The 25,911-nt window shown below is 36.6% G+C and carries 14 protein-coding genes and 1 pseudogene; 1 reads left to right on the top strand and 14 read right to left on the bottom strand.

Translation table 11 applies throughout. The features are described from left to right. Positions 1-3: 3 nt before the first annotated feature. The 12 genes from KI363_RS16745 to KI363_RS16690 form a co-directional block, all read right to left on the bottom strand. Positions 4-1,152 carry an ABC transporter permease gene (locus tag KI363_RS16745; protein ID WP_238456108.1) on the bottom strand — a complete coding sequence of 383 codons (1,149 nt, stop codon included), beginning with the start codon at positions 1,150-1,152 and terminating at the stop codon, positions 4-6. After that, complete coding sequence (locus KI363_RS16740) at positions 1,149-2,147, bottom strand: ABC transporter permease (protein ID WP_057987092.1); 999 nt, start codon at positions 2,145-2,147, stop codon at positions 1,149-1,151. The genes KI363_RS16745 and KI363_RS16740 overlap by 4 nt, the downstream gene beginning before the upstream one ends. Before the next feature lie 147 nt (positions 2,148-2,294). After that, positions 2,295-4,235, bottom strand: coding sequence for an ABC transporter substrate-binding protein (locus KI363_RS16735; protein ID WP_057987090.1), 1,941 nt, complete (start codon positions 4,233-4,235; stop codon positions 2,295-2,297). A gap of 154 nt (positions 4,236-4,389) precedes the next feature. Beyond that, positions 4,390-5,769 carry a sulfatase family protein gene (locus tag KI363_RS16730; RefSeq protein ID WP_212967030.1) on the bottom strand — a complete coding sequence of 460 codons (1,380 nt, stop codon included), beginning with the start codon at positions 5,767-5,769 and terminating at the stop codon, positions 4,390-4,392. 554 nt (positions 5,770-6,323) lie between these two features. After that, entirely contained in the window at positions 6,324-9,968 is a 3,645-nt protein-coding gene (locus tag KI363_RS16725) for a DUF5722 domain-containing protein (protein ID WP_212967029.1), read from the bottom strand. Positions 9,969-10,002: 34 nt separating this feature from the next. Next, the gene (locus tag KI363_RS16720) at positions 10,003-11,604 is read right to left on the bottom strand and encodes an extracellular solute-binding protein (protein WP_057987084.1); all 1,602 of its coding nucleotides are present in this window, start codon (positions 11,602-11,604) and stop codon (positions 10,003-10,005) included. Positions 11,605-11,682: 78 nt separating this feature from the next. Next, positions 11,683-13,809, bottom strand: a complete 2,127-nt coding sequence (locus KI363_RS16715; protein WP_082881260.1) for an alpha-L-rhamnosidase C-terminal domain-containing protein — start codon at positions 13,807-13,809, stop codon at positions 11,683-11,685. A gap of 231 nt (positions 13,810-14,040) precedes the next feature. After that, positions 14,041-15,171 carry a GntR family transcriptional regulator gene (locus KI363_RS16710; protein WP_057987350.1) on the bottom strand — a complete coding sequence of 377 codons (1,131 nt, stop codon included), beginning with the start codon at positions 15,169-15,171 and terminating at the stop codon, positions 14,041-14,043. Positions 15,172-15,419: 248 nt separating this feature from the next. After that, positions 15,420-18,557: a glycosyl hydrolase gene (locus KI363_RS16705; protein WP_057987080.1), complete on the bottom strand. Its 3,138-nt coding sequence runs from the start codon at positions 18,555-18,557 to the stop codon at positions 15,420-15,422. A 119-nt stretch (positions 18,558-18,676) separates the two neighbouring features. Next, entirely contained in the window at positions 18,677-20,254 is a 1,578-nt protein-coding gene (locus tag KI363_RS16700; protein ID WP_057987078.1) for an extracellular solute-binding protein, read from the bottom strand. 87 nt (positions 20,255-20,341) lie between these two features. After that, the gene (locus tag KI363_RS16695; protein WP_057987076.1) at positions 20,342-21,238 is read right to left on the bottom strand and encodes a carbohydrate ABC transporter permease; all 897 of its coding nucleotides are present in this window, start codon (positions 21,236-21,238) and stop codon (positions 20,342-20,344) included. Positions 21,239-21,253: 15 nt separating this feature from the next. Further along, complete coding sequence (locus KI363_RS16690; protein ID WP_057987347.1) at positions 21,254-22,195, bottom strand: ABC transporter permease; 942 nt, start codon at positions 22,193-22,195, stop codon at positions 21,254-21,256. A gap of 435 nt (positions 22,196-22,630) precedes the next feature. On the opposite strand from KI363_RS16690, the gene KI363_RS16685 reads away from it, so the two are divergent. Next, positions 22,631-24,121 (top strand): FAD-dependent oxidoreductase, encoded by a 1,491-nt coding sequence (locus KI363_RS16685; RefSeq protein WP_209974616.1) that lies wholly within the window; start codon positions 22,631-22,633, stop codon positions 24,119-24,121. A 41-nt stretch (positions 24,122-24,162) separates the two neighbouring features. Here KI363_RS16685 and KI363_RS16680 read toward each other — a convergent pair whose 3' ends face one another. Both KI363_RS16680 and KI363_RS16675 read right to left on the bottom strand, forming a co-directional pair. Then, the gene (locus tag KI363_RS16680; protein WP_057987072.1) at positions 24,163-24,402 is read right to left on the bottom strand and encodes a YkuS family protein; all 240 of its coding nucleotides are present in this window, start codon (positions 24,400-24,402) and stop codon (positions 24,163-24,165) included. Positions 24,403-24,480: 78 nt separating this feature from the next. Next, positions 24,481-25,651, bottom strand: a pseudogene (locus tag KI363_RS16675) (MFS transporter). Between the last annotated feature and the right edge of the window lie 260 nt (positions 25,652-25,911).

Here is a 25,911-nt window from a genome sequence, read left to right as displayed (position 1 = left end):
CCTTTATTTATAAGGATCTGCTGCATCACGCAAACCATCTCCAAGGAAGTTAAACACTAACACAGCAACAATGATAAATGCAGCTGGCCACAACAACCACGGGTGGTGAGCTAAATTTTCCAATTTCTGAGATTCCCCTAATAACACTCCCCAACTGACTACAGGGGCCTGTAAACCCAGTCCTAAGAAACTTAATGAAGTTTCCCCCAAGATGGTCGTTGGGATCGAAATTGTCACATTAATAATGATATAGCTAGCAAATGAAGGAACAAGATGTTTCATAATGATCCGAAAGTTACTTGCTCCAGCGAGCCTTGCTGCCATTGTAAAATCCTCTTCACGAAGAGAGAGAATTTTTCCGCGAACAACTCTCGCTAGTCCAGTCCAACCAATAATCGATAAAATCATTACCATCCCTAAATATATTTTGCTTGGTGACCAACTTGATGGTAATGCTGCGGCTAATGCCATCCATAAGGGGATCGTTGGAATACACATTAATAAATCAATTAAACGTTGAATAATCGTATCTACAATCCCACCAAAATAACCAGAAATACCTCCTAGAACGACTCCAAGAATCACAACTAAAATAATTCCTAAAAAAGCAAAAGAAAGCGAAATCCTTGAGCCATGTAAAATTCTGCTAAATAAATCACGCCCAAGCGAATCTGTTCCCATTAAGAAGAAGGGAGCATCCGCATTTTCTAGACCAATAATATGGCGATTTGTTTTAAACAGCCCCCAAAATTTATATTCAGTCCCCTTAGTAAAAAAATGTAGATAATAAGCTTTGGAAGGGTCTTCTGTAAAAGTCTTTCGAAATGTTTTTTGATCCATTTCTTCTTTGAGATCATAAACAAAAGGACGTAAACTAAAGCCATTTTCAGGATGAACAAAATGCAAAGTTTGTGGAGGTGCATATTTATAATCAGAGAATCGTTCTAATGGAATATGCGGACTCAAAAATTCAGCAAAAGCAGCTAAAATCAACAAAACCAGTAAAACTGGTGCGGATATAATCGCTAATTTATGCTTTTTAAATTTCATCCACATTAATTTCCATTGTGAAGCAACTTCATAATGTTCATCTGTATTTTGATTCGGCTGAACGGGAACTTGTTGATTATTCGTAGTAATCTCGGGATTCACTCTTCCACCCCTCCAAATCTTATTCTCGGATCTAACCAAGCTAATAAAATATCAGATATTAATGTGCCAATGATGGTGAGAATACTTAAGAGTAAGATAAAGCTTCCAGCTAAATACATATCTTGATTCATTAAGGCTTCCAATAACATAGGTCCTGTTGTCGGTAAGTTTAAAACAATCGACACAATCGCTTCCCCCGATATGATGGCCGGAAGTGTCCAACCAATTGTACTGATAATCGGATTGATCGCCATGCGGACAGGATATTTAAATAATAATTTTTTCTCCTTCACTCCCTTTGCCCGTGCTGTAATCACATATTGTTTTTGTAATTCGTCTAGAAGCATTCCGCGCATGACTCTAATTAAGCCTGCTGTCCCTGACACAGCAATAATAAGAACAGGTACCCAAATCCTTTGCAACATATCTAGGATTTTATCGATACTCCATGGTGCTGACACATATTCAGGAGAAAATAACCCTGTGATTGCCACCCCTGTATGAACAAACACCGTATAAATGACAAATAAAGCAATCAAGAAATTAGGTATAGCCAGTCCAATAAAACCAATAAATGTAAAAATATAATCAAAAATAGAATATTGACGGATAGCAGAATAAATCCCGATTGGAATGGCAATAATCCAAGTGAGAATTAACGTTAGTATAGAGATGACAATCGTTAATCCAAGCCGTTCGCCAATCACATCACTTACTGGTTCATTCCATGTAAAGGATCGTCCAAAATCACCATGTAAAACAATATTTTTTATCCAGATAAAATATTGCGCATACATTGGTTTGTCAAGTCCATACTGTCTTTGCAAACTCATAATCGTTCCTTCCGACACTTCCGTTCCTGACAACTCAAGTTGATTAATATACGTTGTGAGATAATCACCGGGAGGTAGTTGAATTAAAGCAAAAGATATTATACTAATGGCGATGATTAGTGGAATCAATTGCAAAACGCGATGTCCGATATAATGTAACATCCTATCCTCTCCTTTCTATGAAAAGCGCAAGACAGCTAAAGCTAAATTCAACATTAATCGAAAGTTATACTTCCTCTTTTTCAAGAAAAACAGGAGGAAAACTTAGGTAGTCTTGTAATATTAATCGACTCCCTAAGTTCCTTTACATTATTCTTTAAAAAACATTTGCTCACCCGCGAAATTAATGGCAATCGCTAAGCCACCGTCCGTTACATTTCCCAAATTAGCATTCACAATTAAAGGCTGCTTAACATGTTCAATATGCACAAAATAGTAAACATTTTCATGCATTTCTTGTCGTAATTCATCCATAATTTCAACAGCTCTTTCTGGATTACTCACATTCATTTCTGCCATTAAATCATAAAATTTCTTTACATTTTCTGGTGGTTCTTCCCCTTTCTTCCCGCCTGAGTTTCTCCAACTTTCCCATTGCCGTCCCCAAAATCCCGTTCCTAAATCTTGCATATAATAAAGTGGTGTATGTGTCCACATAATTGATGCTTGTAGATCATTTGCTTCGTTTTTATTCCCCCAAAGGCTTTCATCGATCGTTTTAACTGTTACATGGATACCGATTTCTTTCCACATTTCTGTCAATAGTTCTGCAAGAGGTACAATATCAGGTGCAGCTGCTTGAACTTCAAATGGAATAGTAAAGCGTTTACCATCTGGTCCCATTCGATAACCGTCTGAATCTTTCTCCATTCCCATTTCATCCAACAGCTCATTAGCTTTATCAATGTTAAAAGTACTATCAATAATCGTCGATGGCTCAGCAAATCCAAAATAGAGCGTTTCAATAATTTCTTCACGATCAATCGCATAATTTAGGGCTTGTCTAAAACGTAAATCTTGTACAACTTCACGCCAGACTGGGTCCTCGTACGTCAAATTCAAGAAAACATCGCTTGGAGTGTTATGCAAATCAGCCAAAATCGCCTTATACCCGCCTTGCTCTTCATTCTCACGGTAAACAGGCATTTTGGTTAATGCTGTAGCTTCACGATTGAAGTCGACTTCTCCAGCAATAACTTTCAAAGCAGTCACTTCTGTATCTTGTACAATTGCACTCTTCAAAGTATCAATATAGGGAAGCTGATTCCCTTCTGCATCGACTTTGAAATAATAAGGATTTCGTTCAAATGTAACATGTGTTTTTGTCTTTTCCTTTGGTAACCACGGATATAAAACAGGAAAATCTACTGCGTTGGAATGATTTAATTCTCTTTCTGTAATGTCAAGATAGTTAAAATTATTTACCCAATCCGTATCTTCTCCTTCGGCAAAATCATTTTCTTTAATACTCTCTTGTAATTCTTGTGGATCTGCATAATCTTTGTGAAATTTCTTTAAATAATGAGCTGGTTTTAACAAATCGGCATATCCTCGCCAACTTTGAATGGCCAAGCTAATTGGAAATCCTCCATTCGGTTCATCAAAAGAAATTTTAAAAGTATTTTCATCGACAATCTCTAATTTCATTGGCGCGCCATCTACATTGCCTCCCGAATGAAGCCATGCGGGTAGAATTGGTGTTATCTCCTCATTAAATTGCACATCTTCAATAGCAAATCTTACATCCTCTGTTGTAACTGGTTCACCATCTGACCAGCGTAATCCCTCTCTCATATAAAATGTGAATTCTTTTTCATCATCAGAGACCTCATAGTCTTTCAGAACATTTCCTGTAACCTCTTCTCCCAAAATTCCTGGCGTATTTAGGAGTGGTTCATTATTCATAACAAATAAATCAGGATCCCAGTCGACACTTTGTGCAACAGTGTTTAATGTTCCACCATATTTCCCGATTTCAACAGTAAGTTGATCTGATGGTAATTCATTTGGAATCTTTGGTTCCTTTGGTAGCCGCTCTTTAACTGGTGGAAGGTCCCTTTCATCCAGCATCGGTGCCTGCTCAAACTCCGTAATATCTGTTACATCTACCACTTTTTCTTCCTCTTTCACCGTGTCTTCTTTCTCAGAATCTTTTGCAGTGCTGGATGGTTCATTTTTGGGTGTACATCCCCCTATGGCCATTGATAATACGAGTAAAAAGATGAAAAATAGTTTGATCGAGCCCTTCATTTTCTTCCTCCTCTACAACTTTTTCGACTAATGTTGACGCAATACTCCGTCATTTAACTGCAAATTCCCCCTTTTTTTATATAATTGTCTATAATAGACAATTTCCCAACAAGTCTGTTAGGAAATTGTTCTATCAATTAGCCCTTACCTAAATCTATTTTTTCACTATCCCATCAATCCTCATTCGACTTGGATTCCGCTTCCACTCATCCCAAGTCAATCCATATTCCTCTAAAACTTTTTGTATCCTTCTCTTAAAGGGTAGACCTTCTGTTCTTAAAATGTATTTCATCGGATCTTCCTTTTCTCCAATCTTCCCCTTTAGCCAGTTATGCAAGCGAGTCTGAAAGATATGTGCCTGTTCTGGAAGAGATTCTACGAGATTTGTCGTTTCGTTAGGATCAATTAGTAGATCATATAACTCAGCAGGCGGGCGGGTAAATGGACCGGCATCATAGGTTTCAATATATTTAAATCTTTCGGTTCGAATGCCCCTAGCGGCTTGCCAAGCACATTCAGATAGATATATTTCTTTATGTTGTTTTTCTTTTAGTCCCTCAATTAGTGGAACTAGGCTCCTTCCGTCCAAATCGTTAGGCATATCTAGTTGCAGCCATTCTAATATTGTCGGCATAATATCTGCATGCTGAACAAGGGACTGAACTCTGTTGTTGCTTGGAATTTTATTTGGCCACCGCATAATCATCGGAATATGAACAGTTTGATCATATAATCCACAATGATCCCAATAAATATCATGCTCTGTCAGACTTTCACCATGATCACCAAATAAGATTAATAGTGTATCTTCTTTTAGTCCCTCTTCCTCCAAAAACAAATCTAATTCTTTTAATAAATCATCTAAGTAACGAATCTCCGCATCATATAAAGCATTCATATAATTTGTATCTGTAATCCCATCTAGCAAGTCATAGTGATGATATTTAAAAAACGGATAAGCTGCATGGTTAAAGGCAGGTTCCATGCTATTATTCGCGGGGTCATAAGGATCTTTTCTTTGATCATAAAAGGAAGGAATATAGCTCTTAGGTGGCAAATAGGGAGTATGTGGATCCCAATAATGTAAGAAAAGGAAAAAATCCTCATGCTTATGTTCTTTGATCCACGGTTTTGCCAATGCATTGATATTCTTACCGTCAATCCATCTTGTCGGTTGTTTTGAATTGATATAATAACGATACCCTCTTGCAAACCATTCTTTTAAATTATATAAATTGTCGACTGCTGCAGTTGTAAAGCCACTTTGCAGTAATGTAGCCGGTAACCATTGTTGGTCTTTTGATAAATAGGTAGAAGCAGCCCCATGGGAGACAACCCCAGTTGTTAATCCTACTTTTCCAGTAAAAATGCTCGTATGGGCTACTTCTGTCGGTATGTCCGACGCGAAAGCGTTTTTAAATAAGGCACCTTCACTAGCAATTTTATCTATATAGGGACTAGTCGGTGAAGTGTATCCATAACACCCTAATCGATCCGCCCTTAAAGTGTCCAAAGAAATAAAAATCATTTTCATCTAGGTCTCCCTCATTTCAAAACGTAATCCATCTCTATTCAAAAATGTTAGTTATCATTTTACTAATGGATTAGCAATAAGTCGTGGTCAATTAGGACAATTCTTTTGGCTTATCCAGCCAAAAGCTGGTTATATTTCCGAATATCTGTTTTTTTCTTTATTTTTTTAGATACAGCTAATTAGCCGAAGGCTACCAAACAAAGCGGAAACTTCTATTTGGATTCTAAAGTGAAAAGAGGCTGTCTAGGAAACTAGGGTAGAAACGTTCCGTAGCTCCTAGTTGTCAAAGGTCCCTAAAACGACAACACCGATGGGAAGATCATCAACTAAGACTCTGAAATGAATGACAGTGAATCAAAGACAAATATTCGCGCATCTTGACGACAAACTCAATCTGCAGCGTCCTTACTTCTTTTCCACTTATAATTCCTGTACCGCACAACGTTTTTGTATTGCTTCTTATTGACCGGAGTCTGAAGTGATGCCATTGGCATAGGAGGCTTTTTAGGGATTCTCGACTTTTAGCCCTCTTTATTCGTCAATTAGATCTTTATTTACTTTTCTTGCCACTTCAGAATGAGGGAATCAGCATCTTTCTCTAGCACCTCATGGAGTTCTTTAGGAATCGAATTGTTTGTCAACTGGAAATCAATCAATTGCTTGAAGCTTTTCATATGTTTTATCACCTTTGCAGCCATACCTTTTTTCTCAAATTGACCTACTGCTATCAAATGAGTACTTAAGGAACGATAGTCTTTCTCAGATAACTCTCCCTTATGCTTTTCAAGGATGGACTGCATATAAGAACTATCAAGATCATCTAAAGCTAAAAGTCCATCTATAGCTGACTGTAAAGCTGTAATCTCCATGTTCAGTTCCTCTTCTGTTGTTACTTCTTTAAGAGATTTCTCTGCAGCCAAAATAGCTCTTTGCAAGGCGGTATATGTGTTTTCCGTATACTTTCCTTCATTCTTAATTGATTTAGCTTCATCGAGTAGCTCCACAAGTTTAGAATCATCTAGTTCAGGTTGCATCTCTACAGCAGTTGCTAAGCTTACTTCATCAATTAAAAATGAACCATCCCAATTATCTATTGTAGTTGATTGAATCCAAACTTTTATACGATCAATCGCTTCTTTCCCTTGCCATTTTTCTAGATTTAAAGCAATTTGCTTCCACTCATTTTCATCCTTGAATGAATAAATGCCTTCCGCATAATTTTCTCCATTATAAACTTTCACTTTGGCTGTATACAGTTGATCCTTAGGTGCGTTGGGGATTTTTAATCCAAGGCTTAAATAGGGGTTAGCCTCAGCATCTATTGGCTTATCTAGTTTTATATCAGCTCCCCGCCAATATTTAGCAAATGTATTAAAATTCACTTGTAAAGAACCTTTTCCAGCCAATGAATCTTTGATATTCCAATCTATTGACCGCGTATTATCTGCAGGCTCCCATAGACCAATCCCATCGTCAAAATCCGCTATTTTCTTCTTATGCCACTGTTTTTTCACGACCCCTGTTTCAACAGCAACTGGGAGTTGTCTCTCCGCTAATAGTTCAGGGTCAAAGTTTGGTATCATCTCTTCCCAACTATCAATACCAATAATTGGCTTTGCGAATTCCGTTACCTCTAAAGAACGTTCTGTATCAATATATTTCATTACATCATAAATAAATTTCTTATCTTGTGGAGTACTATTTCCTACATCCGCATACGTCCATAATCCTAGATGGAGTCCATATTCTTCCTTGTGGTCAACATGCCTGTGCAGAATAAAGGAATCAATACCATCTAAAAATTTAGATTTATAATAGGCGAGCGCATAGGCTGCCGCTTGTATTTTTTGTGATTCTAGTGAATTATCAAGACTATGAAACCCTTGCTCAGACAATATTATTCTTCGCATGTCACCATCAAATAAATGGTCGTTCTGTTTCATATAATCGACTAACACTTCTAGGTTTTTGAAGGTGATGACATCAGTATCAAAATTGTCCCCAGCATTTGGGTCTTTCCAAAAAACGGGATCCATGAGATTTTCTGGATAAGGATGATAAGCTATATTCCAAGCAATATCTCCTTCGGAACGAATAAACTGGAGTAACATATCAACGATATCTCTGCCATCATAACTCCACATCGCCCCTGCCGGTATATCCCGATCCCAACTATGTGTTAAGGAAACATAAACTCGGCCATTTTCATAATTACTTTTGACAATTGTATTAGTCAATCTTAAGGTTTGAGCATATTCTTTTATATACTCTGTAACAAGTTTCGGCCCCATATTATTCCATATCTGATTTTCATCGACCTCATTACCGACAATAAAATTTACAGCACGTCCATATTTTTCATCTGTACGGGTATAACGCTCAGCTAAGAAGTTTGTAATTGCTTTATAATATTTGACACCCATTGAATTCGCCGTATTCATCGCATATACAGTACCTCCCGATTCTGCATCTGGATGAATTAAATGTTCATTTGGTGAGTCAGGATCCATTTCATTATAAAGAATTAATATTAATGAAACGACATTATTATTGTCTGATAGACTTTTTATGCTACTATCCAAACTTCTCACGTAGTTTTCTTTAAAATAAAATGTCTCCCCTTCGAAATCATAGACGATTGTATCATCTGGATGATTATGTTCCTTATATAACATTGAATTATACGAAACGTTAATCGCAGCGTGGCTTACACCTAATTCCTCGGCATCATCTGTCATTTGCACTTGTAAGCCCTTCTTACTTTTCCCTTGTGGGAACGGATAGTCATTTTCCGCTAATTTCTCGGGATTTGTTATATAATGTGGGCTATCAACAAATGATATTTCCCCTGCTTGATTGTTTAAGGTGACAACAAATTTCGAATATAAGCGGCTATGGCCATTTTCATTTAAAGGAAAATCAAATGTAAAGGTAGCTTCAGCTTCCTTTTTGGCAATAGGCGTTAAGTCAGCAATATCGTCTAGCTTTTCATACGTTTGTAATTCATACAATCTTAATTCAGCCTGAGGATTAGCTTCTAAATATTGCTGGTCCACCATTCCGCCAATTTGAATTGAGTCTCTATTCGTAAGTTCGCTTACATCAATTCGCCCTTGGTAATCATCATCAATATTTAACGATATATCCAGTTTAAATTTGTCTATAATTAAAGATCCACTTGGTGTGGTCATGATGGGTTCAATCCGAAATTGCTCCAAAGTCCCTTTCCATTTTGGATTACTCGCAAAACTAAATTGATAGTTAATAAATTCTGTCGATGATTCAATCTCAAAAACTTTTGATTTTTCCTCATCCCATTTTGGATCTTCGTCAGTAATCCAAGAAATTCTCACTTGCTGAGCATCTGTCGTGTTTTGCATTGGAACGACTAATGTATCCGCAACAGACAGATTTTGTAACAATCGTGGTGACTCTAAATACGTATTTTGATCAGATATTTCATAATGGAGCGCTCCATCTTGAACATGTAAACGACCATTTTGAGCCATAAACCCTTCTGTTTCTCCATCGACGGAAAATTCTAAATCTAAAATATTGGTTGCTACAATATAATCAATTTGGAAACGTCCATTCCAACTGTCATAACCCGGATCCCCGGGGGCGACTCCTTCTAAATCAAAGTTTTGCAAAAATGAAATGTCTATTTTGGTAATAGAGTCTCTATTTTCCCAGTCTTTAATATTTAAAAATAATGGGTTCCAAGTATTCGGATTCATTTTCGTTATTGATTCAAACACATCGTCTCCACTGTACAACCGGATCTTAAGAAAATAATCAACAGACTGCCAAGCCCAAGAGTTTGCGGCTAAGGCGAAATAGTTATACTCCGACAAATCTAATGGTTTGTCCAACTCTCGATAAATCGTCCTCCATTCATATACTTTTACATCTTCTGGTACTTGCTCTAAAACACCGGCCCCTTCGTAGACAGGCCCTTGCGCCATACTTGTAGCATAGTTGATCTCTTTCGTATTTTCTCCCGGCTTCCATTGTGTGGCTTGTTCTGGTGTATTAAAGTCATTAATGACTTTTTCTGCATAAATGGCGCTCCCTGTCCTGTAATTGTCTGATTCTACGATGTCGGGATGATAAGGTCCTGCCAAAACCGTTTGTCCAAAGGCGAGTTGGATGATCATGACTAAAACGATTCCTACCAAATAATTTTTCATGCGCTTCATATCAATACTCCTTCCTTATTCATTCCGACACAGATTACTCTACAGCTTGCCAACGGTCGTAAGCATCTTGATGAATTTGAACATATCTATCTACCTTCATATTTTCTAACTTCTTGATATACTTATCCCAACCATCTAAAGATTGCACCCCTGTAATAAATTGAGCCTCCATCCGCTCCACATAATCCTCGATATCTGTTCTAATTTGAATTAATTCATCCCTTTCCTCTTGGGTAAAATGTACAATCGGAAAAGTTGATTTGGCATAAGGTCTTACACTTTTATTAGTCTCTTGCATAATATGATAGTTTAATGGTTCAAACTCATCTTGTTTATACAGTTCAAGAGTTTGTATAGGAGCATGAATTCTTGGGTGTGTAGTGACAGGTGTATAGGTATTTCTATATTCATCTCTAGTCATTCCCTCAGGGATTAATATTTTTAATCCTTCTTTATTGTCAACATATTCAAAGTGCTCCCCCTCTTCACCATAATTTAAAAAGATTGCCCCTTCATCACTGTAGAAATGATCAACCCAACGGATAGTAGCTTCTGGATACTCATTAGCACTAGTGATCGCAAAGACTCCTGTTGCTACTAAAGAGTGTCTTGTTGCTAACTTTTCATTATTCACTTCCGAAGTTAATGGCGGTAAAGCAACATATTCTTCATTTCTCTCTACACCAACAGTCAGAAAAGGACCTGCATCATGAAATACACCAAGTTGTCCATTCTCCCCTTTTCCATTTACCTGCTGTTTATTTTGTGAATATGCTTCAGGATCCAACAGTTTTTCCTTATACAACGTATTCATGTAAGATAAAAACGCTTTATATTCCTCTTCTATAGGGGCATATCTTACTTCACCGGAAGTAACGTCCAGATGTCCAGTAAATCCAAAATGGTTTAACATAGCACCAGCTATATTGACGTCCTGTGAAGCAATCATGGGTATTTCATCTGCTTCTCCATTACCATTTGGATCCTTTTCTTTAAAAGCCTTCAAAACATTATATAGATCATCTGTTGTTTCAGGCATTTCAAGCCCAAGATTTTCCAACCATACTTGATTGATCCAGATTTTCGGGTATGGACCAAAACCTATTTCTGTATCTACAAATGGTAATGAATATATATGACCATCTGCTGTAGTAATGGAACGAGCTACTTCTTTATTTTCTTCTAATAGCTTTTGAAGGTTGGGAGCATATTTTTCAATTAAACCTTCTAACGGAATTAGCTGTCCTTGGGAACCGAATTTCGCCTCTTCCTCCTGTGTTAATCCCGCACCGAATAATACATCCGGTAGATCTCCACTGGCAAAAGCTAAATTCAGTTTTTCTCTGATATTCGCGGAATCTGGCGTATTAAATTCAAATGCAATATTGGTTTTCTCCTCATATATTTTAAATACGTCAAGTTCATCCCATGTTTGAGATTGCGTTGCGCTTGATGCTCCCATCATGTTCAAAGTTATCTTTTCATCGACCAATGGGAAACCTTCAGAGTTAAAGTTTTCTGAGGATTCTCCGGATTGATTACCTTTATCCGTTTGTCCTTCCGTTTTAGCGTTTGTACATCCGGCTAGGATGCAAATAAATATTACTAATAATGCTACATAGTACCTTTTCTTCATTAAATACGCCCCCATTTTTAGTAAATTTCACGCACTCTATTAAAAATATAATTATTAAGGATTTAAAACTAAATAATGTCAAATTATTCTAACTTCAGGTGGGGCAATTACCTTTGTCGCAAGCTCCCCATTTTTCTCTTTATTTACCTGCACATAAATAGCTCCAAAAGGCGTGCTTATTGAACCAGAACAATATCTTAATTCAGCTAACGGCAGAGGCTTGAAAACAACCTCCCTAAATCCTGGCTTCATCGGTTTGATCCCTAAGATATAACGACTGATCCATTGAACCGGGGTACTTGACCAACTATGGCATAAGCTCATCCGATAAGAATCATAAGCCGTATAAGTAGTTTGATTATGATGAAAATCACGCTTCCCTGTTAATATTGAACTTTCCCAAAAAGTTGTACTATCTTTTTCAAGCATATATCCCCAAACAATTTGGAGCACATTCCATGCATGTTCTTGTAATCCAAATTTTGAACAACACTCTGCCAGCCAAAAGGCGGATAGAGGCGAAATTGGATTAGTAGGTTTATATGTCTTCAGAAACTCAATCGCCTTTGTATCGGAAACAACACCACTTAAAATCCCCATTAAAGGAATAATTAAAGCTTGGCTATTTACTAAAAAGTCTTCTTCCTTTAAATTGGGTTCTTGCCATTTTACTGGACTACCTAGCTCGGGAACATATGCGATCAATTGATTCAAGTTTTTCTTCGTGATCATAAGGAGAGCATGAAAGGCGTTCCAATATTCCTCCTCTTCCATTGGCACCCATTCTAAAAAAGGAGCATGCTTTTCCTTAAAAAATCCTGTATCAGATTCTATATTATCCGTTACCCATTGGAGATGCTTCTGAATATCTTCTTTCATCGCAAGGATAAACTCCTTATCCTCCGTGTGTAAATAATATTCCCAAACATTATTAAACCACCATAGTGTATACGATGGTATACTATTCATCCAATAACCGTATGGAGTTCCATGGCCAAGTTCAACAATTGATCGTTTCAAAACCTTAAAATCGTCCCATAAAACATAATCCGCTTTGGCTGCCATGTAGTAATCATAAACCCAATTCAAGCGGTCTCGTTTAATACCATCCCATAATCCAAGTTGATGACAAATCCGATTAGTATGAACTGCCACATCATAAATATTGTTTAATAACGGCAGATCACTTGTGAAACGACCAACTTGTTCTAACTCAGCATAGGCCTCTTCAAAGCCTATTTCCGCATGAAATTTACAGTTTGGTTGTCCATAGATGAAGAAATCCAAGTAACGCATTCCTTGAGGTAAAATGCTTGCTTGACAATTTGGCTCTATTTCTAACCAATCAGTCATACATCCATCATAATGTTCTAATTCATCAATAGATTCAGATCCATTCCAAAGAATAGTGAGGGGGATCGCGCCTTTATTTTTAACGATAAATCTGGCATTATATTCTTTTTGTAGGTCAATTCTTATACTAGGAATTCCCCTAAGGTCCAGGCTTCTTTGCCATTTTCTTTTTTCTCGCCATTCTGTCTGTTTTCGAACATGATAAAAAATAAATCTGTCCTTCTCTTCAAATTCACTTAGAGGAAATGTTTCTCCCAAATCCCCATAAATTTCCAATTGATCTTGCCACTTAGATTCTAGTAAATTTTCCTTTAAAATAGTAATCTCTTTAATTGATTTAGTCACAATATCCTCAAAACCGCCTCTAATAAACGAAGGTGGACTATTCTCTAAATCACCAAAAGGTTCTTCTCCATATACACAGATTTCAGTCACTTGCCTATTCTCTGTCATCCATGTTGTATCAGTAGGTATCCAGAGATCATCCCCCTCTAAATAGCCAATCATTCCTAATAAACGGTTTGACAAATGAATACTAATAGGTGCCACAGGCATAGGTGTCTCACATTTAATTTCAATCTTGAGCTCATGCTGACCAGCTTTTAAATGGTTAGGAAAATTTGTGATTTCTTCAAAACGAGTGACTAAACGGGGATGTTCTTTTAGCGTCTCAATAAGAATCCCATCAAGAAAAACACTTGCTGTTCCCGTTAACGCCATCTTAAATGAAACATTTCCAACTTTATTTAAAAGGTGAAATGTTTTTTTAATAATAATCTCTTTTTGTTTCATTCCATCTTCATGCCATACCCAAGAAGGAATCTTTCCCATATAGTTAGTCGTTCCTGTCAAACTAAAAACCTACCTTCATCAATTAATAATCCGAACTAACCTGCAAATCTACTATTTTTCTGTTAATTTACCGTCCCCCCTAATATATTTTTATTCCACAGTATAGATAGCGCTTTCAATACTTGTTATTCATTATACTAAGTATACTTTTGCATATCAATAGAATACTTTATTTTTTGCATTAAAAATGACCTTACCATCTCATCTCTGGTAAGGTCATTAACATTCAAATTATTTACTTGCCATTTTAAACTTTGCTTCTTCTGCTGTACTTCCTCTAACAACAAGCTTTGGCATAATTTCATCTTTTAGGTAGCCGTTGGAAAGGGTATGATCCCATTCAAAGAGTAAAATCTCTGCTGCCCTCTTCCCGACTTTATACGTATTTTGGTTAATAGTCGTTAATCCCGGCATGAGATACTCACTTGTGACAAGATCATCATATCCAACAATACTAATATCATCAGGGATTGATAATCCCATTTCGCTTGCTGCTCTCATCGCACCAACAGCCTTACAATCACTAGTAAAGAAAATAGCTGTAGGTGGGTTTGTTAGCTTCATTAAATGATTAAGCCCTTTATACCCCATTTCCTCTGATTCAAACTCTCCTTCTGTTACATACACTAGTTCGGGATCAAATTGAATTTGGTTTTGCAAAAGTGCCTGTCTATATCCCTGCAAACGAAGTGTAAATTCTTTGCTCATTTCTAAAAGGGAATTGCCAGTTACCACAATCCCAATTCGTTGATGACCGAACGATAATAAATGCTGTGTTGCTAAAAAACCACCTGAATAGTTATCAACAACTACATAGGGGATTTGAAGGTGGGGATAAAAAGTATGGACGGTCATGATCTTTTTATTTTCCTTTTTCCATTGTGTCAAAGCTTTGCTATAATTCTCATCAGATTCAACTGACAAAAAGATATAGCCGGCATCATCGTATCTAGGTAAGTCAAATGTTTCCCCTATATTGATTAGATGAAATTCTACATTGTTTTGCTGGCATACCTCTTGAATCCCTTTAAACATATCACTATAAAACCGATGATTAAATGATTGTACTTCTACATTTTTATAAATAAAAAATAATCTTTTTAACTGAGGAGGAGTTTCTTCTTTAGGTAAGTGTGTTTTTTTATCATGAATAAAAGTCCCTTTTCCCCTAATCCGATAAATTAACCCTTCATTTGCAAGCTCTGTTAAAGCACGCCGGGATGTTATTTCACTCGTTCCATATAATTTTGCCAATTCTATTTGCGTAGGAAAGGGATCATTAGGAGAAAACTTTCCCTTCATTATTTTATCCTTTAAATCATCTATAATCTGTTGGTATAACGGTTTTTTTATACTTCCCAAAACGTTCACACTCCAGTCAAGTAAAGTATACTTTTTAATTCCAACAAATGCAACCTTCTCAAAAACATTCATGAGGGGGTAAAGTATAAAGCAGGTACCCTTGTATATAAGGTGGTATGGGCGTAGCCGCTTCGGTTTCATGAATGAAGTGTACTCATTATATGCTAAATAGAACTCCTTTAGCGTAGCTCCGCCCCTTCTCCACAGAAAAAAGCAGCCAGAGTTCATCTCCGACTGCTTATGATTATTCATTCCATATTAGTTTTCACTTGAGATTGATAACTGTATGCCCTCCTTATTTGAGGACTGGTTAGCAACCCAGATGGAATAAGCTTATATTCTTCTGAAAATTGATCTCCTTCGGTTATAAAATTTAAAGGACCATACGAAGGAGTGTGTATTGGAATTTGATGTAATGGACCAAATGTATTCCTTCTAGTTAAAATTAACTCCAAATTGATCTTACTATTCTTTGAAATCATCTTGGTAATATCATATTCATAGGGCTGCCATGGTAATAAAATGCTTTCTTTATGATTACTTAATTTTACACAAGCCGCAGCAAAATCTTCTAGGCATAAGAGTATTCTTTCCTCGTCCGCTTCTGGTTTGACAATATCTAGTTCATAAGAAATGCTTCCAGAATAAAAAGGAAGGCCTTGTTTCGTGATATCGCCAATCTTCAACTTTTCCGGTAATTTTGTCACTGTCTTTTTTACATTGTCAATTTTCACGCCAAAGTTTCCAATCAGATAAATAGCTTCTAAATTACAACCTTGTCGAAACATTGTTGTTAAAGTAATCGTATTTTTCCCTATCCGTAGTTGCTCGCTTGAGAGTTTCACTCGCTTAAAACAGGGATCAATCCACCAGCCATTTAGTTCTGGATTGTTTATTTCCTCGTTATTTAATTTAATTTTAAAACATTCCGGTTGTTCAAGTACAAGCTCTATTCCCATTGCTGGTATCCAGTCAATTTCAAAATCATAATGAAGAAATAAGGGACCATAAAGATGGTCTTTATTTTTGGATTGTTTGTTGATATACCAAGGCTGAATCATTTCTCCACTTCTTAATTTTAAGCCGAGATGCCTTCTAATCGTCTGATCAATTTTTAGAATATCTTTTTCCTCTTGCTGCTTTAATGATTGAAATTGAAATCGTGCTCGGTCAAGCACACAAACATTTGGTTCGTTCAACTGATAAGAAAGGGAATTTTCAATCCTCTCAGTGGCGATCACTTTATAAGAATCCTTGATTGGAAGTGCATTCTCTTCGTGCTTATGCTGAAATACAAGGACATGGAGATCAGATGGACAAAAGTCCAATTTAAATTCTATATCACCATCTGATTTTCTCCCTTTGATTTTCCACCTCTTTCCGCTTAAACAATCCCATTCTTCTACACTGCCATTTCCAAATAAACGTACACTAACATTCTCGTAGCTGACATCTCGATTTTTATTTAATAAAACAAAAATCGTCTGTTCAGCTGTTTTTCGAACTTGGCAAAATATATCGGAAATGACTGCATTTGACTCTGGATCCTTGATCTGCAAGGATGGGGAAATTACCGATAGACAGCTTTTTGCAATTTGCTCTCCATCAAAAGCAATTTGAATAGCTTGATTTGCCAGTTTTATTACTTCATCAGATGGTTTTGCATCCACAAATGCCGGTGTTTCTCCCGCAAATATAACGTGTCCACCAGCATTCATAAATTCTTTGAGGATACTTAATGTCGTTTTCCTTATCGTTGTCATTTTTCCAACTACAATCGTTTTATAGGCAGCTTGGCCAATCGTTAATAGTGGAAACCCACTCTCATCATGGTCAATACTATATAAACGAGAAATCATTTCCTCATCACCGTAATCAAAATCAATCTGATGGCCGGCTAATGAGAAAAATAACTCCGAGAAAGTTTTCTCTAATTCTATCACATCTTCTGATTGAGTCATTAATGTTTTAGACCAGTTAGGATATACTTGACACCAGACACTTTCAACTGGATGGATCACGAGAACATCACATTCCGGTTTTCCTAGCTGTAGCATGAAACCTAAACGGGAAAAATAATCTTCCACAGCTTTATATTCCTTCCACCAACCAGATTGAAAGTGAATACTAGCTGGGAAATCCCGCTTCGCTTCTCCTTCCATCGTATACCAAGATAAGTGATGGCAGCGTACATTAATCCCAAATAGACTTTGCCAATCTCCGACTTCCTTATGTCCTTGAAATCCCATTTGCCAGCCTGTGCACCCATATAATTCTGATAACATCCACGGTTTACCTAATTGTCTTGCGACTGAGGAAAGTTGTTTCACAACCCAGAAACTTACATTATGCTCTGAAAGCAAATCAATTCCCGGCAAATCCATATACTCATAATAGCGCATAACCGAACCACTCAATGCTACCTGTGAAGTCAAATTATCTTCATGTAATACATGTCCAGTCACTTGCAATCCATTTTCTTGGCACCATTCCAAATATGGCTTGGCATAATTTTGCAGAAATAATTCTTGAAGAAGTTCAACATAACACCATTTCACATAAGATACCTTTTCACCATTCTTCCGTAAAAACAACTCTGGTAAATTTTCAACAAGATCGATGCCAAACTTCCTTTGGTATTCTGCAAATAATTTTGGTGTCCATGGTGTTAAATAGCCAGGATCCTCATTTTGGATACCAAATCCATTCATTACCGCCCCCCGATGTGGTTCATCTGTAAAAATTCCTTTGATTGATGAACCGAATCGGTCGCCACTAAACTGCTTGTATTTTTCATGTGTTAATTGTAAGTAATATTCCGTAGCCTCTCTATTCATTGTATCTACGTATGTATACCCATTGTAAAAACTTTCCTTTTCCATTTCTTCAATTGAAAAGGCTAGAATACTTTTTCCTTCTTCTGGAGGAGGTAAATCTCCCTTTTTTAATTGAATGCAATCATAATAATTTATGCCGTCTTCTAATCGACAAATGAAAGCAGCAAATACTCTCTTATCCCATTGAAAATCCTCGATAGAAAGCACTTTTAAACGAATGAACTTCAAACGGTATTCAGGATTTTTCGTTACCTCGCCTCCGGCTGTTCCACTTGGCCAGCGATCTTCATCATAAAGCCAAGCTTCCATTCCTAATTCTTTCGCTCGATCTGCACATGTATTGATGAGATGGAACCACTCATCACTTAAATATTCCGTTACTAATCCAGTTCGAGAATGCATGAAAAATCCACCAAATCCCATCTCTTTTAAAATATCTATTTGTCGTAATAATTCTTTTTCTTCCAATTTCCCATTCCAAGCCCAAAAAGGTTTCCCACGAAACTCCATTCCTGGATTTTGAAATTGCTCTATCATCTTAATATCCATTGGTTTTCAACTCACTCCTCTTAATTACCAACCGTAAAATTATAAGGGACATTCATCAATAAATTGACTCTACATGTCCCTTTACAAGTTCATCTACTATTCTAATCTTCTATTTTTGATTAACTATCTTTCCAACGATCATATGCCTCTTGCTGAATTTCAATTAATCGCTCCAGTTTTAGCTTATTTAATTGTTTCGTATATTGATCCCATTCATCAAAAGATACTTCTCCAACAGTGAACTTAGCTGTCATCCTTTCTACATAATCACTAATATCACTTTGAATGGCATTCACTTCTTCGATCTCTTCATTTGTATAATACGTATCAGGGAAAGGAATTTTGAAGTATTCTTCATATTTTTCACTAACCTCTTTATCAATCTCATTATTAAGGGGGGAATGTTCTTTTAGTACCCATTCCTTCCTCATTACGTGAGGTACAAATGTACCTGCTGCTGGAGTTCTCTCTGCTCCCATCTCAGCCATTGTTCTTCCTTCAGGCACAATCTGTTCCCATTTTGTTTTCTCTTCATCAATCCACTCCCAATCTTCACCCTCTACTCCTCCTGCAACTCCAATAAAAGTGCTCCCCTCTTCAGAATAAAAATAATCTACCCAACGCATTGTTGCTTCTGGATGTGGATTTTTATCTGTGATCGCGAAGGACCCTGATGAAATGCCAGATGTTCTCGGCCACATTAATTCCTGATTAACCGAACTAGTAAGGGGTGGTAAGGCAACATATTGATCACTTTGTTCAACTGGAACTTTTAGAAATGCTCCTGCATCCATAAATAATCCAAGTCGCATTTCTTGGCCTTTCGCTGTTACAGCTTGTGCGTCCTGTGTGAAAGTTTCCTTATCAAGTAAACCTTCCTCATATAATTTATTCATATACATTAGAAATTCCTTATATTCCTCAGTACTCGGAACGTAAACAACTTTGTCATCAACGGCATTAAAATTATTACTCCCTAGGTATCCGAACGCTCCCATTAAACCGTATTTTATGTCCTCCAGTTTGGAGGAACCGATCGGTATTTCATCTGCTTCTCCATTACCATTTGGATCATTTTCCTTAAATGACTTTAAGATAGTATAAAGATCATCCACAGATTTTGGCATTTCCAACCCAAGATCATCAATCCACTTTTTGTTCACCCATAGCTTTGGACCCGATAAATCACGGGGAACATCAATCACTGTAGGCAAAGCATAAATATGTCCATCTGGTGTAGTAATACTTCGACGAATATCCGGATTATCATCGAGAATTTTTTTGAAATTCGGGGCATATTCATCAATTAAATCCTCTAAAGGGACTAATATTTCCTGTGATCCGTATTTTATTTCATCATCACGAGATAATCCGCCACCAAAGAACGCTTCAGGATATTCACCACTCGCAAACATAAGATTGAGTTTTTCCCTATAACCATCCCCTGCAGGTGTATCCCACTGAATCTTAATATTTGTTTTTTCTTCGTAACTGTTTAATACTTTCATCTTGTCCCAATTTGTTTGGGTTGGAGACTTTTGCCCTACCATTTTTATCGTGATCTCTTCATCCACAATTGGAAAACCAGTTTTATTCACTGCCATAGTTTGTTGATTACTTGATTTTTTGTCTGAACACGCAACAAGTAGTGTGAGAACAGCAAAAATAATGAGCATTATTTGAAGGGTTTTTTTCATTTTCATTTTCCTCCCTTTAAAATTGTTATGAATGTGTTTTCTATAATTTTGTTAATTATGGAAGACTCTTATCGTCTTCTTTGGAATTCACTCTTTAATAGAACCGATCAAAACCCCTTTCACAAAATATTTTTGTAGAAATGGATATATGATTAATAATGGTAGTGCCGATACAATCATAACTGCGTATTTAATAATATCTGCAATTCTTGCTTGTTCTGCCAAGGATTCGAGATTTTGCGCTGAGTCCATCAGCATATCGGTATCCATCTGATTAAGAATAAGGATCTCTCGCAGTATCAACTGTAAAGGATATTTACTATGATCATTTAAATATATTAATCCATTAAAATATTGGTTCCAGAGCCCTACTCCATGGAAAAGCCCCATAACAGCAATGATAGGTGCAGAAATTGGGATTACAATTTTAAAAAAGATATAAAAATCATTTGCTCCATCAATTTCAGCAGCCTCGACCAATTCATTCGGAACATTTTGTTGGAAAAAGGTTCTAGCGACAATGATGGACCAAACTCCAAGGGCATTAGGTAAAACCATTGCCCATAATGTATTCACCATTCCCAAATCTTTCACTAGCAAATAAGTAGGAATTAACCCTCCATTAAAAAACATCGTAAATAAGAAGTACCACATGATTGCCTTTTTCCCCATTAATCCTCTTCTCGAGACAGCATAAGCACAGGGGAGTAAAATAAATAAGTGAATCGCCACACCTAAGAGGGTATAAATAATTGTATTTTTATATCCCATCCAAATATCCGAGTTCTCAAAAACTCTTTTATAGCCCTCAAATGTAATTTCTTTCGGCCATAGCCACATTTGCCCTGTGTTGACGAGTACTGGGTTACTAATTGAAGCACTTACAACATATACCAATGGATAAAGCACGATAAACACGAGTGCACAAAGGAATATACTATTAAAAACAATAAATACTTTATCAGCGTAGCTTTCTCTTTTCATATTTATCCCACCTCCTTACCAAAGACTATTATTAGTTGTTCTTCGTGCAATATAATTGACAATAATTAATAGAATCAATGTAACAATGGAATTGAATAATCCCACTGCTGCGGAAAAACTATATTGTCCTTCCAATAAACCAGCACGATACACGTATGTTTGAATGACATCGGAGGCTTCCATATTTAATGGATTCTGTAATAAATAAATTTTTTCAAAACCAACAGATAATAGATTGCCAACATCTAAAATTAATAAAATAACCATTACGGGGATAATAGCAGGGATATTAATATGTATAATCCGTTGAAATCTAGATGCTCCATCAACTCTAGCCGCCTCATGAAGCTCCGGATTAACCCCCGCTAATGCAGCCAAATAAATAATAGCGCTCCAACCAAGTCCCTGCCATACTCCAGATTGTACAAAGATTGTTTTAAACCAGCCTGGTTCAGCTAAAAAAGCGATTGGTTCAAAGCCTAAGAGGCTAATCCCCTTATTGATAATTCCTGTAGATGGGCTTAGGAAAGCGACAATCATCCCTGTCATTACAACAACCGATATAAAATGTGGAGCATAAGTAATCGTTTGAACACTCTTTTTAAAAAAGCTATTTCTAACTTCATTGATAGATAAAGCGACAATAATAGACACTGGAAACATAGCCAATTGATAAATATTAATAAAAAATGTATTTCTTATTAGCTCCCAAAAATTATAAGCATGAAAGAAGCGTTCAAAATGTTTAAATCCAACCCAGGAACTCCCCCAAATTCCCTTAGTAGCGACGTAATCCTTAAATGAAATAATCACTCCATACATCGGAAAGTAATTAAAGATAGCGAAAAAAATAATAGCAGGTGCGATTAATACATATAGACGCCAATGTTTTTTTAACTTTTTTCCGATTGGTGGTCTGTTATTAATTTGTGAAACATATTGCTGTTTTTCTGCCATCAATTGGCCAGATTCAATTTCTTTCAAATTTATCCACTCTCCCTTCTTGTAGCGCTCACATTTGTAAGCGATTACCAAATAACCAAATTGTATACAAAATAAACAATATACGATTTGATTATTGATTTCCGCTTTTATTTAGTATACTTTTAAAAATACTATACTCAATTCCCTATTGCAATACTTTTTTATTAAACTCCCTTAAAGATATCTCTATATGCATTGATGTTATCGTAATTAAAAAATTATTTCCCCTGCATCTGTTTCACTGTTTCTCAATATTTCTTTTTTCCTCCCCCTGTTAAAGTATACTTTTTACACCTCTAAAAAAATGAGTTATTGCTTGGGTAGATAAACAATTGTATTTTTCTAGTTTATTTACTTTTTATTAAGGTAATAGAAATGACAGTAAACTTTTTAAGGAGGCGTGTTCTGATGGATTTTTCGACAAAACAGAGTCACTCTTTCTGGACATCTACTGTTGAGGTTCCATCCTATCCTACCTTATCTGAGAGTCGTGAAACAGATGTAACCATTGTTGGAGGTGGGATCTCAGGTATTCTAACTGCCTTTTTAGCGGCAAAAGCGGGGTTATCTGTAATTTTATTAGAAGCTCGTGATCTCGTCAGTGGAACAACAGGAGGAACTTCCGCAAAATTAACGGCACAGCATCACCTTATTTATGGAGATTTATTAAATAAGTATGGAATCGAATTAGCAAAGCTCTATTATCAAGCCAATAAGGAGGGACTTCATTTTATTGAAAGTTTAGTCAAGAAATATGATATAGATTGTGATTTCGAAAAAATGGATGCCTATGTCTATGCACAAACGAAGGATGAATCAAACCAATTAGAAAAAGAAGCGGAGGCTTATATAAAGCTCTCTATTAACGGCGAGCTAAAGAAAGATTGTCCCTTTGATTGGGATATAGACTCCGCCTTGGTCATGAAAGATCAAGCCCAATTCCATCCAGTTAAATTTTCACTAGCAATGTTAAAGGAAATCAAACAATTAGGTGGCAGAATTTATCAAAACACCGTGGTAACAGAGCTAAAAAAAGAGGGAGATTGTATCCAATTAACTACGAACTCAGGCTATACAGTGACATGTAAACATACTGTATTTGCAACTTTATTTCCCACCTATGATCCTGATTCCTTTTATGCAGATCATTTACAGCCTGTTACATCACATTTACTAGCATTACGTTATCCTCAAGAATTTCCAGGTGGTATGTATATTAGTGTAGATCCTGCAGTTCGAAGCATTCGCCATACGAAAGAAAGTAATGAAGAGTATCTACTAATTGGTGGGGAAACACATAAAACCGGGGATCAACACTCGACTTTTGATCGCTATCAACAATTAGCCGAGTTTGCAGCGCAAAAATTTAATGCTTCAGAAGTCTGCGCTTATTGGTCAGAACATGATTTGGTTACTGAGGATCGCATTCCTTTAATAGGAGTTCTCACTTCAGAGGAAGAAAATATTTACACGATTACAGGATTAAATAAATGGGGATTGACGAATGCAGCAGTTGGGGCAAATTTAATTTGTGACTTAATTACGAAACAGGAAAATCGTTACGAAGATGTCTTTGCGCCAAACCGAGTGCAAAAAAAGGCTGATAAGGAAAGGCAGAAACAAGCTTCCTCTTTACAATCCAAAGCAGTACATTTAAAAAATAATCAGGCCACAACGATTGAAATTGGTGACCAACAAATCGGTCTATTTAAGGATCAAAAGGGAGATATCCATTATTTAGACCTTACTTGTACCCATTTGGGATGTGGAGTACACTGGAACGATGGTGATCAAACATGGGATTGTCCTTGTCATGGCTCCATCTTCAGTCCCACAGGCAAGGTTGTAGCTGGTCCAGCACTAAAAGACTTAGATTCAGTAAATCCGCAAGATCTCTAATGAATAGATCCGACCTCTAAAAAGAGGTCGGATTCATCTACTTAGCGGGTTAATCTTTGTTCAACATCTGCAACAATTTCATCAACAGACGCACCTTCCATACTTACGAACGGAAAATCAAATTGTTCTGCATCTGCATCAATCTCATTTAGAGTTCGAACAACGGCAAGGTTAGCACCTTTTGCCTCTTCCTCATTTGTAAACATAAAGACATCATGTCCTTTTTCTTCCAAAGCTTGCTTCACATCTTCTAATGGCGTTTCTACAGCAATTTTTGCCAAATTAATTATCCTCCCTTTTTATTAAAAAATTGTCGGGAGGTATAGCTTGCCCATATAAAAGAAAATCACTCATATAATTTAAAACTGTGGTTCGTTAATGCTAGCTGGTTTTTTCCAAGCCAATGCTAAAGCCACACCGATTACTAAAATGATCGTTGAAAAGTAGAAAGGATAATCTAAATTAATATCAAAGAGCATACCACCGATAATTGGTCCAAAAATATTGCCAATACTTGTAAACATTGAATTCATTCCCCCGGCAAATCCTTGTTCTTCACCAGCAACTTTTGATAGATAAGAGGTAACAGCTGGACGCATTAAATCAAAACCAACGAAGAGAATAATGGTGACGAACAAAATGCTCATATATGTTTCCACCACTGTGATCATAAAAACTAGGAAAGCGGAAAAAATTAAACTAAACAAAATGAGACGTATTTCTCCAATATATTTCGTTAGGCGATCAAATAAGATCACTTGGGCTACTGCCCCTAAGATCGCTCCTCCTGTAATGACGATGGCTATATCTTTAGGAGTAAAGCTAAATTTATGATCGACAAATAAACTAAAAATCGATTCAAACGAAGCTAAACCAAAAGAAAAAATCATAATGATCATAAAAGGGATAAAATAGATTGGGGCAAAAACACGTTTAAACCCTGGCTTGTATTCCTGCTTTAATTCAGTTTGATTACGCACAGGTTCCCTAAGCATTAATACGGAAAAAACTGCAGCTATAAATGCGAGTACAGCGGCCGAAAAGAATGGAACTCGAGTACCAATTTCGGCAAGAAAAACCACCAATCCCTGGTCCGACAATAAAGCCGGTAGAAATAGCCGCAGACATATAACCGAGCGCCTTTGATCTAGTTTCTAGTGTCGTAATATCCGCTATAAATGCTGTTACAGCAGGCATAATAAAAGCGGCACTAACTCCACCTAAAATTCGCGAAGTGAATAATAACAACAGGTCCTGTCCAAGTCCGAATAATAATTCAGAAATACTAAAAAATAGTAATCCGATCACGATCATTTTCTTCCGACCGAATTGATCCACCCATCGTCCTGCAAACGGAGACATTATCAGCTGTGAAATGGCAAAAGCGGCTACCATATATCCGACAACAGACCCAGAAATCCCAAGTTCATTCATAAGTGTTGGCATTACAGGGATTACTAGTCCAATTCCCAAAAAAGCAATAAATAAATTTATTAACAAAAGTGGTAATGTAAATTTTCTCTTTTTCATCGTTCTTTCTCCCTCATGATTAACTTCCTAAAAATACTACCTCGAAGCGCAAATAGAGTCAATTTTTAAGTTTAGATTTTCCTTGTTTTTAAAGAAAATTCTCTTTAGTTGAACTAACTTCATTACAACAACGTTGATGCTAGTATAGTTTCATGGACACATCTAAGTTAAATTTATACAATGACTTTTAAGGAGGATGTGTCCGATGAGTAAGAAAAATAATGGGAAACGGTATAACGATGATTTCCGAAAAATGATTG

Origin of the sequence: Lederbergia ruris, from assembly GCF_018332955.1 — a bacterium.
Classification (GTDB): Bacteria; Bacillota; Bacilli; order Bacillales; family Bacillaceae_C; genus Lederbergia; species Lederbergia ruris.
This window is presented reverse-complemented; position numbering and strand designations above follow the sequence as displayed.